Genomic DNA, 16,632 nt, shown 5'->3' on the forward strand with positions numbered 1-16,632 from the left:
TTCCCGGCACCTACCCGTGGCCCGTGCCCCCATGCGGGCGCGGCCGGAACGACACGTCCACGGCGTGGCGGGCCTCCGCGGCCGTGTCCACCTCCATCATGCGCGGTGCCGCGCCCAACGCCGAGTACGGGCGCAGGCCCGCCGTGGCGCCGCGAAGGGGCTGCGGTCGAGGTGCGCGAGCAGGGCGGCCGGATGGCGGTACACGGCGCGGGCCCCGGCCTCCTCCAGGTCGGCGCGCGGGATGCCGCCGCACAGCAGGCCGACGCAGGCGACGCCGCGCGTGCGGTCGGGGGCGGGCTTGCCGTCGGTGACGTCGTCGGAACCGGCCGTCACGGTGACCGCCGCGTCGGCGCCGACGCCCCGCCGCAGGGCGTCCGGCCGGGTCCTCGCGCGGCAGGCCGATCGCCCGGTGGACGTCGCGCATCGCGACCTCGTGGCCCGCCTGCCGCAGTGCCTCCCGCCAGCAGGTGACGTGCAGGTGGTCGGTGTCGGCGAGTCCCGGGGCCCGCGGCTCAGTGGCCCAGCTTCCGCTTGAGCTCGGCCTTGTCCATGGAGGAACGGCCGTGCAGGTTGCGGCGCTTGGCCTCCGCGTAGAGCTGGTCGTACGTGGGCCCCTGCGCCCCGCTGTGCGAGCGCAGGCCGCCGCGCCGGCCGGAGGAGATGTCGTCGAGGGAGCTCTTGCTAGCGGTCTTGGACTCGCCCGCGCGGGCGCGTTCCTTGTTCACGGTGCGCGCGGCGATCTCCTTGGCCCGCTCGGTGCTCTCGCCGCGTTCCTCGGCGCTCTCCTTGATGTGCTCGTACTGCCGTTCACGCTTGGGACTGGAACCTCGGGGCATGGTGACTCCTCTGCCGGGACGGGACCGACACGGTGAACCCGCTGCGCGGCCGTGTCGGGATGCGGTGGTGGTCGGACCACAGCGCGGGGTCGTGGTGGTGGCCGTCGGCGTCGCGGTGCCGGGCGACCGTCTCCGGTGCGGTGTCCCCGGCGCCCGTCGGGAGCGCCCGGTGGAGGCGCGTCGCTCCGCCGCGCAGCTCCTCGACGGTGCGGGCGAGGGATTCCTCCCGGCGGGCCCGCCAGTGGCGCGGTCCGGGGGGCGTGAAGCCGTCGACCATGGCCACGCAGTCCTCGGAGACCTCGCGGGCGGCGTCCTCGGGTACCGCCGGGCCGGTCCAGTCGCAGACGGCCCGGGCGAGGACCGTCACCGCCTCGTCGAAGAGGACGGCGCCGCGGCCCTGCCGGCCGTCGACGGCCGCCGCCCAGTGCCCGCGCACGAGTGCGGTGAGCTCGTCCACGGAGCCGTCACCCATCAGCAGGGACACGAACAGCGCCTTGCGGAGCCTGTGCCGCTCGCCGTCCAGGGTCTGGACCGCGCCCCGCCCGAAGAGGGTGTCGAGCACGGGTCCCGGGAGCGCGCCGTCCCGGAGCACGTGCCGTTCGTCGTAGAAGAAGTCCACGGCGGCGGGTCCCTGCAGCAGCGGTGCGGGCCGGCCCGTGTGCCGGGAGCGGACGGCGGACGGGTCTCCGTGGCGGCGCCGCAGGTCGGGGGCCCGGGCATAGCCCTGGAGCAGCAGCGGGACGGTGCCGTCGATCAGTCGGGGCATGCCGCGCGCCTACCCGCCGCGCCCCGCGGCACTCCTTGCGCCCCGGGGGGTTTCGGCCGGGCCGGACGGGTTAGGCGGGGGCCATGCCCGACCGTGACCCCGTGCAGGTCGAACCAGGGAGGCGCCCCGTGACCGCTCGGACCTCCGCCGCCCCCGGCGCCGGCGCCCCGGCGGAGGGCCTGCGCCCTCCCTCGCCGGCCGACGGAGTGCTGCCCGAGGACCACACGCAGGCGATCCTGGAGACCACCAAGCGCGTGGCGGCCCTCCTCAAGCGGTCGGGGCCGCCCTTCGCCCTCGCCGGCAGCGTGGCCGCGTTCGCCCACGGGCTGCCGGCCCGCTTCCAGCACGACACCGACTTCTGCGTGCGGCCCGAGGACGCCGACCAGGCCGTCAAGGCCCTGGAGGACGGCGGTATCGCCATGCGCCGGGCTCCGGAGGACTGGCTGGTCAAGGGCCGGTCTGGCGGGGAGGAGATCGACCTGATCTTCGAACTGGCCCGGCGTCCGGTCGGCACGGAACTGCTGGAGCGGGCGAGCGTCAAGGCGGTGGACTCGGTGTGGATGCCGGTCCTCGCCCCCACCGACCTGATGGACAGCCGCCTGGCCGCGCTGTGCGAGCACTACTGCGACTTCGGCGACCTGCTGCCCATGGCCCGCATGCTGCGCGAGCAGATCGACTGGGCCCGGCTGGAGCGCGACCACCGGGCGGGGCCGCTGCCCGACGCGTTCTTCCACCTGCTGGAGCGGCTCCGCGTCATCGAACGCGCGGACGCGACGGGAGAAGGAGCGAGGGGAGAGGGAGCATGACCTCCGGCGACATCATCGAGTACCGCATCGAGCACCTGCGCGGACGGCTGGCCCGCGAGGAGCTCGCCGAGCTGGGCGTCCGGGTCGAGCTGCACGGCACGCGTGCCGTGGTCCGCGGCTGCGTCGGCGACGCGGAGCGCAAGGCCGCCGTACTGCGCATCGCCGGCGAGGAACTGGCGGGCCACGACTGGTACGAGGACATCAGCCTGAGCCGGGCCCGGCCGCCCGACCACGCCGAGGAGCTGTGGTGATCCGCGTCGCCGCCGTCGGGGACATCCACCTCGGTCCGGGCAGCGCCGGGCTGCTGCGGCCCGCGTTCGACACCCTGGGCGGCTGCGCCGACCTGCTGCTCCTCGCCGGTGACCTGACCCGGCACGGCACCCCGGACGAGGCGCGGGTGGTGGCCGGGGAGGCGTCCGGGCTGCCGGTGCCCGTGGTCGCGGTGCTCGGCAACCACGACTACCAGAGCGACCGTCAGGAGGCCGTCGCGGACGAGCTCCGCGCGGCGGGCCTGTACGTGCTGGAGGGCGACGGCGTCCTCCTCGACCTCGGCGGCACCCCCGTGGGGATCGCCGGCACCAAGGGCTTCTGCGGGGGCTTCGCCGGGCGCAGCGGCAGCGAGTTCGGCGAACCGGAGATGAAGTCCTTCATCCGCTGTACGCGCGCCAGCGCGGAGGCCCTCGGGCGGGCGCTGCGCGAACTGCGCGAGGCCGGCAGCGCGCTGCGCATCGCGCTCACGCACTACTCCCCCGTGCCGGACACCCTGGCGGGCGAGCCCCGGGAGATCTACCCGTTCCTCGGCAGCTACCTCCTGGCGGAGGCGATGGACGAGGAGGGCGCCGACCTCGCCGTCCACGGCCACGCCCACCTCGGCACCGAACACGGCATGACGGCGGGCGGGGTCCAGGTCCGCAACGTGGCCATGCCCGTCATCGGCCAGGCGTTCTCCGTGTACCACCTTTCTCCCGACGGCGCCGCGGCGCACGGGGACCCGAACACCGCCCGGGAGGCGACCCGATGACCCGTACCGTTGAGGAAGGTCCGTGGTCATCCGTGCCGGACCCAATCGACCGCAGCCCCCGGAACGAGCCCGACCCCTGCCGACCCGGCGGCGTCCGCCGGGTGACGGTGGTGCCGGGCGGGCCGGTGCTCGTCGAGGGGCCGGTCGAAGTGGTCCTCCACGACGGGAGCACCGCCCGCTCCGACCGGTTCACGGTCGCCTTGTGCACCTGCCGCCGCAGCCGCACGTACCCGTGGTGCGACACCGGCCACCGGCCTCGCGGTCGCGGGCCGGCGTCCGACCGAGAGGAACCGTCATGAATGCTCGTCCCGCCGCCGCCCGTCCGGCCCCCGAGCTGCTGGGCATCTACCTCAACGACCACCTCACCGGCGCGAACGCCGGCACCGAGCTGCTGCGCCGCGCGGCCCGGACCCACCGCGGCACGGCCCTCGGCCCGCCGCTGGCGGCGCTGGCGCGGGAGGTCGCCGAGGACCGGGAGAGCCTGCGCGCCGTCATGGCCGGCCTCGGCGTCCCCGAGGCGCGGGGCCGCGCGGCCCTCGGCCGGCTCGCCGAGAAGGCCGGCCGGCTCAAGACCAACGGGCGCCTGTTCAGCCGCTCGCCGCTCAGTGACGTACTGGAGCTGGAGGCGATGCGCCTGGGCGTGGAGGGCAAGGCCTGCATGTGGCGGGCGCTACGGTCGCTGGCGGACACCGGTGCCCCGGTCGACGGCGCGCGGCTGGACGGGCTGCTGCGGCGCGCCGAGCGGCAGAGCCGGATCCTGGAGACCCTGCGCGGGGACCGTTCGGAGCAGGTCTTCGCCCCCGAGGTGGCGAGGGCCGTCCCGGCCGGTCTGTTCTAGTACGCCCGCGGGTCAGTCGGCGGGGGTGTGGAGCGCGGTCAGGCGGCACGTCCCGGGGGCGAGGTCCGGCCAGCCGCCGGTGAGGTCGAGCACGACGACCGCGCAGGTGGGCAGGCCCGTACGGATCCGTTCCAGCAGCTCCGGCGGGCCGTCGCCGGGGAGGGCGGCGGCCAGGTCGTGGATGGCGGGGTTGTGGCCCACGAGCAGCAGGCCGGTCACGCCGTCGTCGGTCCCGGCCACGGCGGCGCGCAGGGCCTCCGCGTCCGCGTCGTAGAGCTCGTCCGGGTAGACGACCGGGGGCCGGTCCGACAGCGGGGGCTCCATCAGCTGCCACGTCTGGCGGGTGCGCTTCGCCGGGGAGCACAGCACGAGGCCCACCCCGAGCGGGGACCCGCCCAGCCGGTGGCCCATCGCCTCCGCGTCGGCGCGCCCCCGGTCGGCGAGCGGCCGCTCGAAGTCCTCCGCGTCGCCCTTGGGCACGGCCTTGGCGTGCCGTACGAGGACCAGCCGCCGCTCCCGCTTCCCGTCCCGCTCACCGTCCTGCTTCCCGGACACCTCTGCCTCCTCGGGCCGGTACGGGGGACCCTTCCGGGCCCCCTCCGGACAGTCCACCACGCTCGCCGCGGCACCGCGCGGGTAGGCACCCGGAGCGAACTACGCGAACCCCGGCAAGGGGTACGAACGCGACAGCCGCTACCTCGCGACGCGGATCACCTCCGACGGCCGCGAGGGCTTCCCCGTGCAGTCGGGGCGCTACCGCCTCGTCGTCAGCCGGGCCTGTCCTTGGGCGAGCCGGGCGATGGTCGTACGCCGGAAACCCGGCTCGCCCCGCGCGGAGCGCGTGCCGGCGGCCCACAACCCGCTCGCGGGTCCGGGCCCGGCGTCGCTGTTCACCGTTTCACGACGGCCCGGACGTTCTCGATGCTGCCGCAGTCCGACTCCAGCTGCTTCCCGCGCTCCTTCAGGAACGCGGCGCCGAGTTCGGTCCTGCGCTCGTCCGGGACGTTCTCGCGGGCGCCGTTGAGGATCGTCCGCTCCTCCTCGTCCACGTGGTGGGAGACGGCCTCGACCAGGTCCTCCAGCTTGGAGTCCCAGTCGTCGGATCCGACCTCCTCCACCTCCAGCAGGGCGAGCAGCGCCTTGTTGCCCTCGTCGTGCTCCTCCACGCCGTGTTCGACCTCCTCGTCATCGACGTTCCGGAAGCGCTTGAGGGCGCTGTAGACCTCGGTCTCCTCCGCCTCGCCGTGCGCGATGAGCAGCGCGGAGAACCTCTTCAGCGCTCCCGCGCGGTCGTCCTCGACGCTGCGCATCTTCCGGAACAGCTCCTCCATGGTCCGGTGGTCCTTGAGGATCACCTCGACGACGTCCTGTTGGGTGCGGTCCGCGGACATGGCCCTGCCTCCTCGCTCGGGGGGGTCCCCGTCGTCTGGCGCGTGCTCGTTCGCGGCCGCTTGAAACCTGCGTGCGGGCTGGCACCGGTCGGGCCGGGTGCCCGGCCTCCAGGTCGTGCACGGCGAGGTGGCGCATCGGCCCGGCCGCCACGCGGTGCGGGCGAACTTGTCCACGTCTTCGCCCGTCGGCCCGCCGAACAGCTCCGCGAGGGCCCGTTGTTCCCGGCCGCGTACGTGCACCGTGAGGTGGCGGGCCGCACGGGCCACGCCGTACGTGTGGTCGGCCGTCGACAGCCACACCACGAAACGCGGCGGGGTGCCTCGGACACGCCTTCCCCATCGTCCGCCACCGCCCGGCGAAGGCGGGTGCTTGGGCGGCGCGTGTCCGGGCAGGCGCGGGAGGTACGCGCCAACCGTACGGACCGGACCGGAGGAGGTGGATTCGGTGCGCATCGCCTTTCTGACCGCGCCCGAAGGAGTCGAGGAAGTGGAACTGACCGCGCCGTGGAAGGCCGTGGAAGGGGCGGGCTGGAATCCGCAGCTGGTGTCGACCGAGCCCGGACGGGTGCAGGCCTTCGACCACCTCGACAAGGCCGGCACCTTCGGCGTCGACCACGTGCTCGCCGGGGACACCTCCGACGCCTTCGACGCGCTCGTGCTGCCCGGCGGGGTCGCCAATCCCGACGCCCTGCGGACGGACGAGCGGGCCGTCGGCTTCACCCGGAGCTTCTTCGAGGCGGGCAAGCCGGTCGCCGCGATCTGCCACGCCCCCTGGACGCTGGTGGAGGCCGACGTCGTACGCGGTCGGACCCTGACCTCGTGGCCGAGCCTGGCCACCGACATCCGCAACGCCGGCGGCACCTGGGTGGACGAGCCCGTACGGGTCTGCCGGGCGGCCCCCTCGACGCTGGTCACCAGCCGCAAGCCGGACGACCTGGACGTCTTCTGCGCCGCCGTCCTGCGGGAGTTCGACCGGGCGGTGCGCGCCTGAGGCCCGGCCCGGTGTCACCCGAACGGCGGCACCACCGCCCGGGGGTCCGCCGCATCGGGCGGGCCCCCGGGCCGTGCCGTCCGGCGCCCTACCACCGGTACCAGCGCCCGCCGCTGCCGCGGGCGACGAAGCCCACGAGCCAGAGCACCAGCACCACCAGGGCGATCCACCAGAGCAGTTTCACGGCGAAACCGGCGCCGAAGAGCAGCAGAATCAGCAGCAGGACCAGAAGGAGCGGAACCATGACCCACCTCCAGTGCGGGACGGCCGGGAAGGGACGCCCGAGGGCCGGGCGCCCGCAGGGAGCGCCTGCCCCCGCTCGCCCGCTCCATGCCCGGGTCCGTTCCGCCGGAGGAGAGGTGAGCACGGTGACGCGTCCGACCCCGCCACCGCCCGACGGCCCCGAGCCGGTCCCGTCCGGACCCGAGCCCGTCCCCCGCGAACCGGAGCCGGCCGACCCGCCGGAGCCGCCCGTCCGCCCGCCGGACGGCGACCCCGAGGAGCCGGTGCCGGAACCGCCCGACTGACCGCCCGGGCGGCTAAGCCTCCATCACCAGTACCGCGTCCCTGCAGGCGTATCCGGTCGTCCGGGAGGACACCTCCAGGGTCCACGTCCCCGGCTCGGCCACCACCTCCGCACGGAAGCGGCCGTCGCCGGCGGGCCGCATCGGATCGGCGGAGACGCACCGGCCGTCCTCCGTGAGGCGCAGGACGCGGAGGTCCATGGCGCGGTCCGCGTGCGTGGCCCACACCTCGATCGGCCGCCCGGCCAGGGCCACGTCCGGGAGTTCGATGCCGATGTCGTGGTCGGAGGCCAGGAAGCGGGGACGTTCGACGCCGTTGCAGATGTGGCGCAGCTGGTACTGCACGGGTGCCGCGTCCAGCAGCGAGGCGTGCCGGTGCGGGAACCACATGGTCGACGCCGTGGTGGGGTGCTCCGGCGGGGTCGCCGACAGCTGCGGGACGGTGCCGTCGCCCAGCCACGGGCCGCTGTCGCCGGGCATGCCGTCGTGGAACCGGGGACGGCCCGCGGCGTCGAACGAGACGCTGTGCGCGGTGCGGTGGGTGGCACCGCCCAGCGGGACGAGGTCGTGGCCCGCGGTCCTGCCGGCTTCCTTCGCCCGGTTCGTCCTGGCGGCCTTCTGCATCTCGCGGTGGAACCTGAAGGCGTCGACGACCATGCCCGTGGAGAGCCCCGCGACGGGCGGGACCTCGCTGAGCCGGGCCGGGTAGCCGTCCTCGTCCACGACCGCCTGGTAGACCGGGAGCAGCTGGTGCAGGGAGGGGTACGTCGAGCAGACCTCGGCCACCGCATCCCGCCACCCGCCCGGCAGGGGTCCGAGCCCCTCCCCCAGCAGGAACCGCAGCGCCTTGACGCTGCCCAGGTAGGGCGTGCCGAGGGAGGCGACCGCCCGGGTCGCCTCCCGGCCCCGGAGCACCTCCGTGTAGTGCCGTACGACCAGGCCGCCCATGGAGCGGCAGACGAAGACCACCTTGGCGTCCCGGGCGCCCGGGAACCGCTGCGGGTCCGCGCCGGTCCGCCACCGTTCGAGGCGCTCGGTGACGAACCTCTGGAGCTTCAGCGCGGAGTTGGCGTTGCTGAGCCGCCAGTCGTAGGTGAAGACGGACAGCCGCTCGGGCGCGATCCCGAGCCGTTCGGCCAGTCCGCCGTAGCCGAGGTGCGCCATGAGGCCGGGCAGGACGCGCTGGGTGCGGACCGGGCCGCCCACGGACAGGGTGTGCCGCGGCTCGGGGTCCCCGTCGCCGATCCCCTCCTGCAGCCGCAGCCGCTCCAGCGCCCTGCCGGGCCGGAAGAGCGCCGCGGCGGCGGCCCGCTGGCTGAGGTTCCAGACGTCGACGCCTTCCCAGGTCAACGCGGTGCCCATGATGCCCGGCACGACAACGACGAGGTCGTCCTTCACGGCAGCTGCTCCTCGGCCGGTGGGGTGGGCGGGACGGTGTTCGCGGCGGTGGCCGGAACGCCGAGACGGGTCAGGTCCTCCGGGGTCAGCAGCAGCTGGTCGCAGCGCAGGGCGGCCTGCGGCCCGCCCCGCACCAGGAGGGTGATCCCGGCGTCGCCGGAGGCGGCGACCACCTCGGAGACGTCGTAGCCGCGGGGTTCGACGTCGGGGAGCGCGCGTTCGGCGACGACGTCCCACAGGTGGAGGCGGCCGGAGGTGTTCCGCCAGCCGGCGAGCAGCGGCCGGTGCTCCGGGCCCGCCAGCACCAGGCCGTCGAGGGGGGCGTCACCGGGTGGTGGCGGCAGGGTGGTGCCCATGCCGAAGAACCGGCCCTCGCACTCGGCGATCTCCACCTCGTTGCCGGACGCGATGGCCACCAGCGGGACCGTCCTGCGCCCCTTGCGCAGGACCCCGGTGGCGACCGCGTGGATCAGGACGGAGTCCACGGGGTAGGGCCTGGCCCCGGCGGCGGCGAGGTCCCAGACGCGGACGGCGTCGCCGCCCCACGCGGAGAGCCAGGACCTCCCCTCGGGCGTCCCGGTCACGGCGAGGCGTTGCACCGCGCCCGAGGCGCCCATCGGGCGGGTGGTCCCGCGGGTCCAGCCGGTCCCGGGCTCCGGGGCGCGCACCCAGCAGGCCACGCCCTGTCCGGAGGGCCAGAACAGTTCGAGGCGCCGTCCGGCGGCCGCGCGCAGGGCGACCGAGGGTACGGGGACGTCCCGGGCGCCCTCCAGGTGCAGCTCGTCGACGGCCTCGGCGTCGAGGCCGGGGCCGAGGGTCCACACGCGGGCGGTGCGGCGGCCGACGGCCGTCACCGTCCACCGCTCGCCGTCCGGGACGGTGTCGAGGGCGGTGACCGGATCGCCGTGGGTCAGCAGCGTTCCGGTGAGCCGGGGGCCGGCCGGGGTGTGCAGGCTCACGAGGACGTCGGTGTCCTCGGACCTGCACAGCAGGAACTCCCCCGCCGCTCCGGCGGCGACGGCCGCCCGCGGGTTCGCCCGGGGGTCGCCGCCGCGGGGCCGTCGTGCGGCCGCGGGTGCGGACCGGTCCACGGGGGCGTGCGGCTCCCAGACCCGGACCCGGGTCTCGTCCGCCACGGCCAGCCGCCCCGAGCCCGAGGGGTCGAACGCCAGCGATTTGTGGTGGCTGGTGCAGGGCAGGGGTACGTGCTCGGTGCCCGATCCGGACCAGACCCGTACCTCGGAGCCCTCGCGCACGGCCACGAGCAGCCCCGCGGGCCCTTCGCCCACGCCGACCGCCTGCCCGGCGCTGGGCGTGCGGAGGAGGAGCTCACGGGCGTCGTCGAAGAGGGGGTCGGGCATCCGCCAGACGGAGAGCGCGCGGCCGTCCAGGCCCGCGAGGACGGCGCCCCGGCCGTCCGGCAGCGCGAACCCGGACAGCGCCCGCACGGGCTGCCCGGTGGCCAGCAGTGGGGCCGCTCCGTGCAGGGGCCGGCTGGGCACGGTGCCGCGCGGGGGGACGGCCCACAGGGTCAGTCCGCCCGGCCCGCCCGCGACGGCGGTGACGGCGCCGTCCAGCGGGAGGAGCGCCACGGACGACACCGCGGCGGACAGTACGCGTAATCGCAGCAGGTCACGTGCGTACGTTCCCCTCCCGTCCCATTTCCACAGCCACAGCCGTCCGCCCTCCACGGCCGCCAGGTGCACCAGGCCGTTCCACCAGGCGGCGGCGACGGCCTCGGGCGACCCGCCCCAGTAGAGCTCCTCGAAGGGGTGCCGCTCCTCGCCGCGCCAGAGCCGCAGCGCCCGCCCGTCGTGCGTCGCGATCACCCTGTCGCCGCCGCCCTCGGCCACGGCCAGCCCGCGCTGCCGGCCGGCCGTGGTCCAGCCCGCCGGGCCGGTGTCACGGCCCCGGACCTCCCGGCCGCCGGCGGTCCACGACCGGTGGAACTCCTCGGCGAACGAGGGCCTCGCCGCGGTCCACGACGTCCCCGCCGACGGCTCCCCGATCAGCCTCCACGCCGTGGCCCGCCGCGCGCTGCGGGAGGAGCTCGCCGTCCAGGACGAGGACGAGGTCGAGCTGGAGCTGCTCGCCTTCGCCCTGGACCTGCGGGGCCACCAGTGGGCGGCCTTCTACCGCGCCGTGCTCCCCGGGCTGACGGCCGACGACCTCGTCCGGCGCCGCAGCAGGGGCGTGGAGGACAAGTGGGAGCACGACCAGTTCCGGTTCGTGCCCGCCGACCCGGACAGCGTCCTGGACTTCCTGCTGGAGGAGGGCCGGGTGTGGACCCCCTGCGCGCCGGCGCTCTTCTACATGGCCCTGGTCCGCGAGGCCGTCGTGGCCCGCGCCGGCAACCCCTCGGGCCGTCTCGACGTCGAGGCCGCCGAACGGCGGGCGATGGAACGGCGCACCTCGCCGGAAGCCGCCCGGGTGGTGGAGGCATAGGGTCGCCGGGGCGGGGCAGAAGCACGGCGACCAGCCTGGTCTGGTGGGAGACCCCACGCCGCCACATGGCCACTCCCGGTGGCCGACGGAAGGCGCGGGTGGTCTCGCTCGGCTTTGCGCGGCCCGGCGCCGTGCGCTTGACGGCCTTCTCCGCCCCGCTCGGGGAGCCGACCGCGATGGGCTCCGATCCGAACGGCGGATGCGACCGTGCGCACCTTCGAAATCGACGTCGCCATGCGTCCCGGCGGGGCGGTGGTGACGGTGACGGGTGATCTCGACCTCGCCACCTGTCCCCACCTGATCCGGGCCACCGACACGATCCCGCTGGAGGGCCGGATGCTCACCCTGGAGCTCTCGGCCGTCACCTTCATGGACTCCACCGGTCTCAACATGCTGCTCGGCCTGCGGGAACGCGCCCGGGCCGAGGGCGGCACCCTGGACCTGGCCGGTCTTCCCGAGCAGGCACGGAACGTGCTCGACCACACCAGTACCAGCGACCTGTTCGCCCTCCGCCCCGGCCGCGCCGCCTGACGTGCCCCCGCTCCCCCGGCGCCCTCAGCCCGCGCCGGGGGAGCGGGGGATGCGGGCGTGCACGGTCTTGCCGCCCTCGGGTGTGGGCCGGACCTCCACCTGCGAGCTCAGCTGCCACACGAGCGGCCAGCCGTACCCTCCGGTCGCACCCGTCGGATCGGCCCGCCGGGCGCGGGGCGCGGTGGGGCTGGAGTCGGTGACGTCGATGTCCAGGCCGTCGGCCGACCAGCCGACGTCGAAGCCGCACGGGCCGGAGGCGTACTTCACGGCGTTGGTCACCAGCTCGCTGGCGACGAGCAGCGCTGCGTCCTGCACCGCCTCCGGCACCGGACGCCCGCCGGCACCGGCTTCGTCCACCAGCCGCCGGACCTCCTGCCGGGCCCGCGCCGGCGCACCGTCCCCGTGACACCGGCAGTGCCGTCGCACCGGGCGGGACAGAGCCGACTCCGACATGCTCGATCACCTCAGCCCATGTGACGCTCACGTCCCCCGAAGAACCCCCTTCCCCGCTTGCCGCGCCGTATCCCACTCATCGCCCGCGACGAACTTGTAGCCCGTTCCCCTCACCGTGACGATGCTCAAGCGCCGGAAGGGTCTGTCGATCTTCCGGCGCAGGGCGCTGATGTGGACCTCCAGGGCGCAGGGCCCTCATCGCTTGTTCAGTGCTGCGGTGCACGGGCCCCGAAGGCCGGGACTGCGGCAGTCGTCAGAAGGCCTGCCGGCAGTGCGAACAGTGCGGGGTAGCCGCCGAGCGGGCCGGCCAGGACTGCGCCGACGAAGGGGACGAGGGCGGCGGAGAACGCCGCGGTGGTGGCGCCCGTGTTCCAGCCGGTGTCGGCGGTGATGGCCGGGTTGAGGACGGGGAAGGCGTCGTAGACGATGCCCCAGCTGGTGATCTGGGTGAGGCAGAGGGCGGGCAAAACGGCGCGTGGCCGCGACCGGACCCCCGTCCCGGTCGCGGCCACGCCGCTTTGAAGGAAGCTCGCCTCAGCAGCCGCCGGGTGCGGCGGGTGCGGCGCCGATGGTGAGGGTGGCCGGGGCCGCGCAGCAGCCGCCACCGGTCTCCTCCGCGGCCCCCGGCTCGTCGAAGAGGCCCGCACCGCCGCACACGCCGGTCTCGGGGAGGGTGAGTTCGACGCGCTCGGCCGCCTCGCGGTCGCCGGCGAGGTGGGCGGCGATGGAGCGGACCTGCTCGTAGCCGGTCATGGCGAGGAAGGTGGGGGCGCGGCCGTAGGACTTCATGCCGACGAGGTAGACGTCCTTCTCCGGGTGGGAGAGCTCGTTCACGCCGTGCGGGTAGACGGTGCCGCAGGAGTGCTGGTTCGGGTCGATCAGCGGCGCCAGCTCGACCGGCGCCCGGAGACGCTCGTCGAGGCCGAGGCGCAGCTCGTCCAGGAAGGTGAGGTCGGGGCGGAAGCCGGTGAGGACGATGACCTCGTCCACCGGGTCCAGGCGGCGGCCGTCCTCCCCGACGAGGACCAGGCGGCCGTCACCGTCACGCTCGAAGGCGTCGGTGCGGAAGCCGGTGACCGCGTCGGCGTAGCCGCCGTCGACGGCCGCCTTCGCGGCGAGGCCCAGGGCGCCGCGGGCGGGGAGCTGGTCGGCCTCGCCGCCGCCGAAGGTCGAGCCGGAGATGCCCCGGCGCAGGATCCAGGTGGCGTGTGTGCCCGTGCCGTCCTCGGACTTGGCGAGGTCGGCCAGGTAGGCGAGGGCGGTGAAGGCGGAGGCGCCGGAGCCGATGACCGCGGTGCGCTTGCCCGCGTACCGGGCCCGGACGGCGGGGTCCTTCAGGTCCGGGACGCGGTAGCCGATCCGGTCGGCGGCCGCCTTCTCCCCCAGGGCCTTGAGGCCGCTGCCACCGGCGGGGCCGGGGGTGGACCAGGTGCCGGAGGCGTCGATGACCGCGCGGGCGAAGATCCGCTGCTCGCGGCCGTCGGCGTTCTCGTAGTGGACGACGAAGGGCTGGGCCTCGCGGTCGGCGTCGACGATGCGGTCGCGCCCGGCGCGGGAGACACCGGTGACGCGGGCGTCGTAGCGGACCTGCTCGCCGAGGACGTCGGCCAGCGGCTGGAGGTACCGCTCGGCCCAGTCCCCGCCGGAGGGGTAGGTGTCCTCGGCGGGCTTGACCCAGCCGGTCGGGGCGAGGAGCTTCTCGGCGGCCGGGTCGACGACCTCGCCCCAGCGGGAGAAGAGGCGCACGTGGGCCCATTCGCGGACGGCGGATCCGGCGGTGGTCCCGGCTTCCAGGACGAGCGGTTCGATGCCGCGGTCGACGAGGTGGGCGGCGGCCGCGAGTCCGGCGGGGCCGGCCCCGATGACGACGACGGGCAGCTCGGTGGTGGTCTCGCTCATGACGGGTCTCCGGGTCTTCGTGCAGGCGGACGTGCTGGGCGGACTGGACGGGGGCTTCAGGTGGTCAGCAGCAGCCGGCGCCGGTGGCGACGGCCTCGCGCTTGGACCGGGGGTCGCAGCAGGCTCCGGCGGCTTCCGCTCCCTGGCTGGTGCCGCAGCACGGTGAGGACGAGGACTCGGCGGGAGCCGCCTCCGCCGTGGGCGCGGCCGGGGCGGCGCTACAGCAGGAAGCCGCCGTCTCGGCGTGGTTCGGGCTGGGGTTGACCGACTCGTTCATGACGACTCCCTGGTGTTTCGAAGTTTGTCGATGGCTTGCGTGATCAGCATGGCACCTGTATCGACAGACGTCAACATAGACGTTCATCTATTTCCTGGAGCTCGCCGTGGAGCACGCGGAAGTCGCCGTCATCGGGGGCGGGGGCAGTCGGGCCTACCGCAGCCCGGCCGCATCCTCCGGGAAGCGGGTCGCGGCGGTCGGGGCGGGAAACTGCGCGGTCCAGATGGCCGCCGAGCTCGCCCGTGAAAGCCGGACCGCGCCGGGCACGCGGGCGCCGGTGAAGGCCACCCGCCAGCACCCACCGGGGAGGGACCCGCACTTCCGGCCGACCCGCACCGGCCTCGACGCCGCACCGGTCGGGCGCCTGCCGCGAACCCCGCCCGGCCGCCCACCTGGCCCGCGCGTGAGACCCCTGCCACTCTGGTTCGACATGTGTCAACATAGACGTATGTCGAATGCGAAGGTACTGCCGCTCCTGGAGCCCGAGGCCGTCGCGCCCTGCTGCCCTCCGCTGAACGAACGCCCCTTGTCGGCGGACGAGGCAGAGGTCGCGGCGAAGATGTTCAAGGCCCTCGGCGACCCGGTACGCCTGCGCCTGTTCTCCGCCGTCGCCTCCCACGAGGGCGGCGAGGCGTGCGTGTGCGACATCTCCGACGTCGGCGTCTCCCAGCCCACCGTCTCCCACCACCTCAAGAAGCTGAAGGAAGCCGGGCTGCTGTCCTCCGAGCGGCGCGGCACGTGGGTGTACTACCGGGTCGAGCCGTCCGTGCTGGCCGCCATGGGCGCACTGCTGGCCGGCGCCGCGAAGGCCGCGTGACCGGCGTGCGGATCGAGGTGCTCCTCCCGGAACACGCCGAGCGGCGGATCGGTCGGCACCACGGGCGTGCCGAGGCGTCTCGCCGACCTCAGTCGTGGCGCGCGAGTTTGACCGCGGGCACGAGGAGGACCACGGCGAGCACGGAAATGAGGACCAGGTCCATCAGTGCGGCCGGCACCTTGTAGGGAGTGCTGCCGCGCATGTGTACGGCCCAGGTGGCTCCCGCCCGTGCTCCCACCAGGCTGCCGACCGGGAGGTTGACCGAGAGCTCGGCCCCGCCGAGCGTGCAGGCCACCGGAGCCTCGTGAGCGTTCGGCCACGGCCGCGTCCGGGAGGTGCGGCGTCCGGACGCGGCCGTGGAGGGTTCAGCTGACGTGGCGGCCCAGGCATCCGGCTCCGGCGATGGCGGCGATGACCCGCGCCGGGTCCACGGGCACCGTGCACTCGACGACGGTTCGTTCGGTGCGTACGTCGGTGGTGCTCGTGTCGACGCCGACGAGTTCTTCGACCTCGTCGTCGATGAGGAGGCCGCAGCTGTTGCAGTGCGTGCCGGTGACGGCGAAGGTCATGCGGGTGGTGCTCACTTGGCGGCCTCCGGGGTCCGGTCGGGGTCGTTGAAGGTGATCTGGCCGCCGTACATGCCCATGCCGCAGGTGAAGGCGAGGGCGCCGGCTTTCGGTGTGCCGAGGTCGATGACCTTCTCGCCGGTGACGGGCAGGACCTCTTGGACGTCGCGGTCGGGGACGACGAAGGAGCGTACGCAGCCGTTCGTGCCGCGGGTGGCGACGACCAGTTTGGTGGGCACCCCGGCCCGGGCGGTGACGGCCCCCGGTGCGTAGGAGTTGGTGCGGGCCTGGATGGTGATCGTCTGCGTGCCGTCGGCAGCCGTCCGTACCGTCTGGGCGGGAACGCTCGCGGCGACCGCCTGAGGAGCGGGGGCGGGCCACCAGCCGCCCAGGCGCAGTCCGGAACCCAGGGTCCACACGGCGACGAGCAGGACGATGACGCCGGTGACCGCCGTGAGGCGGCCCTGCCACAGCTTGGCGGCCGAGCGCAGGAAGAAGCCGAGTACGGCGAAGAGCGGCCCGGTGCCCAGGACGAAGCCGGCCATGACCGCAGCGCCCGCGTACGGGGAGCCGGAGGTGACGGCGATCAGTTCCACGCTGAGGGTCACCCCGCAGGGGATCAGGACCGTCAGGAAGCCGAGGGCGGCCGGCGCGGTGACGGCGGTGGACTTCGCCGAGCGGCGCACCCGGCGGCCCCAGGAGGCGGGCAGCCGCGGCACCAGGTGCCGCACGGCCCGGACGCCGAGCATGTCGAGCGCGAACACCGCCATCAGGACGGCGCTGGCGACGAGCAGGATCGCGCGGGCCTGCGGGCCGGGCTGGACGGCGGCGCCGACGAGCCCGAGCACGGCACCGAGCAGGGCGTGGGAGGCGAGCTTTGCGCCGAGGAACGCGGCCACGGGAGCGAACAGCCCGCTGCGCTCCCACGCTTCGGCCGGCCAGGCGGTGGCACGGCGGCCGACGGCGCCGGCGAGCAGCCCGCCCTGGACGGCGGCGCAGGAGGCGCCGCCTGCGAAGAGGCCGGTGGTGACACCGGTGAGGAAGAGGGTGCTGGTGGAAGCCATGGAGGAAGA

General features: G+C 74.9%; 24 protein-coding genes and 4 pseudogenes. 11 read left to right on the top strand and 17 right to left on the bottom strand.

Going from position 1 to position 16,632, the window contains the following annotated elements:
• Positions 1-96: 96 nt before the first annotated feature.
• The 3 genes and pseudogenes from OG553_RS03700 to OG553_RS03710 all read right to left on the bottom strand — a co-directional run bounded on the left by OG553_RS03700 (position 97) and on the right by OG553_RS03710 (position 1,602).
• Positions 97-478 (bottom strand): annotated as a pseudogene (locus tag OG553_RS03700) (hypothetical protein).
• Positions 479-512: 34 nt separating this feature from the next.
• A complete protein-coding gene (locus tag OG553_RS03705) occupies positions 513-836 on the bottom strand; it encodes a plasmid stabilization protein (RefSeq protein ID WP_405977576.1) in 324 nt (107 codons plus the stop codon).
• On the bottom strand, positions 808-1,602 hold the full coding sequence (locus tag OG553_RS03710) for a hypothetical protein (protein WP_405977577.1): 795 nt from the start codon (positions 1,600-1,602) through the stop codon (positions 808-810). Before OG553_RS03710 ends, OG553_RS03705 begins: the two co-directional genes overlap by 29 nt.
• A gap of 128 nt (positions 1,603-1,730) precedes the next feature.
• Between OG553_RS03710 and OG553_RS03715 the strand changes: the two genes are divergently transcribed.
• From OG553_RS03715 to OG553_RS03735, 5 genes are read left to right on the top strand one after another with little or no spacing between them, the layout of a single operon-like run.
• Positions 1,731-2,408 carry a nucleotidyltransferase family protein gene (locus OG553_RS03715; protein WP_405977578.1) on the top strand — a complete coding sequence of 226 codons (678 nt, stop codon included), beginning with the start codon at positions 1,731-1,733 and terminating at the stop codon, positions 2,406-2,408.
• A complete protein-coding gene (locus OG553_RS03720) occupies positions 2,405-2,659 on the top strand; it encodes a hypothetical protein (protein WP_405977579.1) in 255 nt (84 codons plus the stop codon). The genes OG553_RS03715 and OG553_RS03720 overlap by 4 nt, the downstream gene beginning before the upstream one ends.
• The gene (locus OG553_RS03725; protein ID WP_405977580.1) at positions 2,656-3,429 is read left to right on the top strand and encodes a metallophosphoesterase; all 774 of its coding nucleotides are present in this window, start codon (positions 2,656-2,658) and stop codon (positions 3,427-3,429) included. The genes OG553_RS03720 and OG553_RS03725 overlap by 4 nt, the downstream gene beginning before the upstream one ends.
• Entirely contained in the window at positions 3,426-3,728 is a 303-nt protein-coding gene (locus OG553_RS03730) for a CDGSH iron-sulfur domain-containing protein (RefSeq protein ID WP_405977581.1), read from the top strand. The genes OG553_RS03725 and OG553_RS03730 overlap by 4 nt, the downstream gene beginning before the upstream one ends.
• A complete protein-coding gene (locus tag OG553_RS03735) occupies positions 3,725-4,267 on the top strand; it encodes a hypothetical protein (RefSeq protein ID WP_405977582.1) in 543 nt (180 codons plus the stop codon). The genes OG553_RS03730 and OG553_RS03735 overlap by 4 nt, the downstream gene beginning before the upstream one ends.
• A gap of 12 nt (positions 4,268-4,279) precedes the next feature.
• On the opposite strand, the gene OG553_RS03740 is transcribed toward OG553_RS03735, so the two are convergent.
• Positions 4,280-4,822, bottom strand: coding sequence for a SixA phosphatase family protein (locus OG553_RS03740; protein WP_405977583.1), 543 nt, complete (start codon positions 4,820-4,822; stop codon positions 4,280-4,282).
• Between the two features lie 154 nt (positions 4,823-4,976).
• On the opposite strand from OG553_RS03740, the pseudogene OG553_RS03745 reads away from it, so the two are divergent.
• Positions 4,977-5,090: pseudogene (locus OG553_RS03745) on the top strand (glutathione S-transferase family protein); the annotation flags it as partial.
• 67 nt (positions 5,091-5,157) lie between these two features.
• Here the strand turns inward: OG553_RS03745 and OG553_RS03750 are convergent.
• Both OG553_RS03750 and OG553_RS03755 read right to left on the bottom strand, forming a co-directional pair.
• Positions 5,158-5,658: a hemerythrin domain-containing protein gene (locus tag OG553_RS03750; protein ID WP_405982942.1), complete on the bottom strand. Its 501-nt coding sequence runs from the start codon at positions 5,656-5,658 to the stop codon at positions 5,158-5,160.
• Positions 5,659-5,838: 180 nt separating this feature from the next.
• A pseudogene (locus tag OG553_RS03755) lies at positions 5,839-6,111 on the bottom strand (hypothetical protein); the annotation flags it as partial.
• Here OG553_RS03755 and OG553_RS03760 point away from each other — a divergent pair.
• Positions 6,104-6,649, top strand: a complete 546-nt coding sequence (locus OG553_RS03760; RefSeq protein ID WP_405977584.1) for a type 1 glutamine amidotransferase domain-containing protein — start codon at positions 6,104-6,106, stop codon at positions 6,647-6,649. The pseudogene OG553_RS03755 and the gene OG553_RS03760 sit on opposite strands and share 8 nt — an antisense overlap.
• A gap of 88 nt (positions 6,650-6,737) precedes the next feature.
• Here the strand turns inward: OG553_RS03760 and OG553_RS03765 are convergent, their stop codons facing one another.
• Positions 6,738-6,893, bottom strand: a complete 156-nt coding sequence (locus tag OG553_RS03765) for a hydrophobic protein (protein WP_362467306.1) — start codon at positions 6,891-6,893, stop codon at positions 6,738-6,740.
• A gap of 124 nt (positions 6,894-7,017) precedes the next feature.
• Between OG553_RS03765 and OG553_RS03770 the strand changes: the two genes are divergently transcribed.
• Positions 7,018-7,176 (top strand): hypothetical protein, encoded by a 159-nt coding sequence (locus tag OG553_RS03770; protein WP_405977585.1) that lies wholly within the window; start codon positions 7,018-7,020, stop codon positions 7,174-7,176.
• Positions 7,177-7,188: 12 nt separating this feature from the next.
• Here OG553_RS03770 and OG553_RS03775 read toward each other — a convergent pair whose 3' ends face one another.
• Both OG553_RS03775 and OG553_RS03780 read right to left on the bottom strand, forming a co-directional pair.
• A complete protein-coding gene (locus OG553_RS03775) occupies positions 7,189-8,571 on the bottom strand; it encodes an esterase/lipase family protein (protein WP_405977586.1) in 1,383 nt (460 codons plus the stop codon).
• Positions 8,568-10,400, bottom strand: a complete 1,833-nt coding sequence (locus OG553_RS03780) for a WD40 repeat domain-containing protein (protein WP_405977587.1) — start codon at positions 10,398-10,400, stop codon at positions 8,568-8,570. The genes OG553_RS03775 and OG553_RS03780 overlap by 4 nt, the downstream gene beginning before the upstream one ends.
• A gap of 70 nt (positions 10,401-10,470) precedes the next feature.
• Between OG553_RS03780 and OG553_RS03785 the strand changes: the two genes are divergently transcribed.
• Together OG553_RS03785 and OG553_RS03790 are read left to right on the top strand one after the other, a co-directional pair.
• Positions 10,471-11,016, top strand: a complete 546-nt coding sequence (locus OG553_RS03785; protein ID WP_405977588.1) for a hypothetical protein — start codon at positions 10,471-10,473, stop codon at positions 11,014-11,016.
• Between the two features lie 207 nt (positions 11,017-11,223).
• On the top strand, positions 11,224-11,547 hold the full coding sequence (locus OG553_RS03790) for an STAS domain-containing protein (RefSeq protein WP_405977589.1): 324 nt from the start codon (positions 11,224-11,226) through the stop codon (positions 11,545-11,547).
• 24 nt (positions 11,548-11,571) lie between these two features.
• Here OG553_RS03790 and OG553_RS03795 read toward each other — a convergent pair whose 3' ends face one another.
• From OG553_RS03795 to OG553_RS03815, 5 genes and pseudogenes are all read right to left on the bottom strand, one after another.
• Positions 11,572-12,000 (bottom strand): ATP-binding protein, encoded by a 429-nt coding sequence (locus OG553_RS03795; protein WP_405977590.1) that lies wholly within the window; start codon positions 11,998-12,000, stop codon positions 11,572-11,574.
• A gap of 27 nt (positions 12,001-12,027) precedes the next feature.
• Positions 12,028-12,183, bottom strand: a complete 156-nt coding sequence (locus tag OG553_RS03800; protein WP_405982943.1) for a winged helix-turn-helix domain-containing protein — start codon at positions 12,181-12,183, stop codon at positions 12,028-12,030.
• A gap of 146 nt (positions 12,184-12,329) precedes the next feature.
• Positions 12,330-12,512, bottom strand: a pseudogene (locus OG553_RS03805) (MFS transporter); the annotation flags it as partial.
• Between the two features lie 22 nt (positions 12,513-12,534).
• Entirely contained in the window at positions 12,535-13,899 is a 1,365-nt protein-coding gene (locus OG553_RS03810) for an NAD(P)-binding domain-containing protein (protein WP_405977591.1), read from the bottom strand.
• Positions 13,900-13,963: 64 nt separating this feature from the next.
• On the bottom strand, positions 13,964-14,176 hold the full coding sequence (locus tag OG553_RS03815; protein ID WP_405977592.1) for a hypothetical protein: 213 nt from the start codon (positions 14,174-14,176) through the stop codon (positions 13,964-13,966).
• 448 nt (positions 14,177-14,624) lie between these two features.
• On the opposite strand from OG553_RS03815, the gene OG553_RS03820 reads away from it, so the two are divergent.
• Entirely contained in the window at positions 14,625-14,993 is a 369-nt protein-coding gene (locus OG553_RS03820) for an ArsR/SmtB family transcription factor (protein ID WP_405977593.1), read from the top strand.
• A gap of 88 nt (positions 14,994-15,081) precedes the next feature.
• Here OG553_RS03820 and OG553_RS03825 read toward each other — a convergent pair whose 3' ends face one another.
• The 3 genes from OG553_RS03825 to OG553_RS03835 all read right to left on the bottom strand — a co-directional run bounded on the left by OG553_RS03825 (position 15,082) and on the right by OG553_RS03835 (position 16,623).
• Positions 15,082-15,288 (bottom strand): hypothetical protein, encoded by a 207-nt coding sequence (locus OG553_RS03825; RefSeq protein WP_405977594.1) that lies wholly within the window; start codon positions 15,286-15,288, stop codon positions 15,082-15,084.
• Positions 15,289-15,358: 70 nt separating this feature from the next.
• Positions 15,359-15,577 carry a heavy-metal-associated domain-containing protein gene (locus tag OG553_RS03830; protein ID WP_405977595.1) on the bottom strand — a complete coding sequence of 73 codons (219 nt, stop codon included), beginning with the start codon at positions 15,575-15,577 and terminating at the stop codon, positions 15,359-15,361.
• Entirely contained in the window at positions 15,574-16,623 is a 1,050-nt protein-coding gene (locus OG553_RS03835; RefSeq protein WP_405977596.1) for a sulfite exporter TauE/SafE family protein, read from the bottom strand. The genes OG553_RS03830 and OG553_RS03835 overlap by 4 nt, the downstream gene beginning before the upstream one ends.
• Positions 16,624-16,632 lie beyond the last annotated feature (9 nt).

It is taken from the genome of Streptomyces sp. NBC_00158 (assembly GCF_045160885.1).
Taxonomy (GTDB): domain Bacteria; phylum Actinomycetota; class Actinomycetes; order Streptomycetales; family Streptomycetaceae; genus Streptomyces.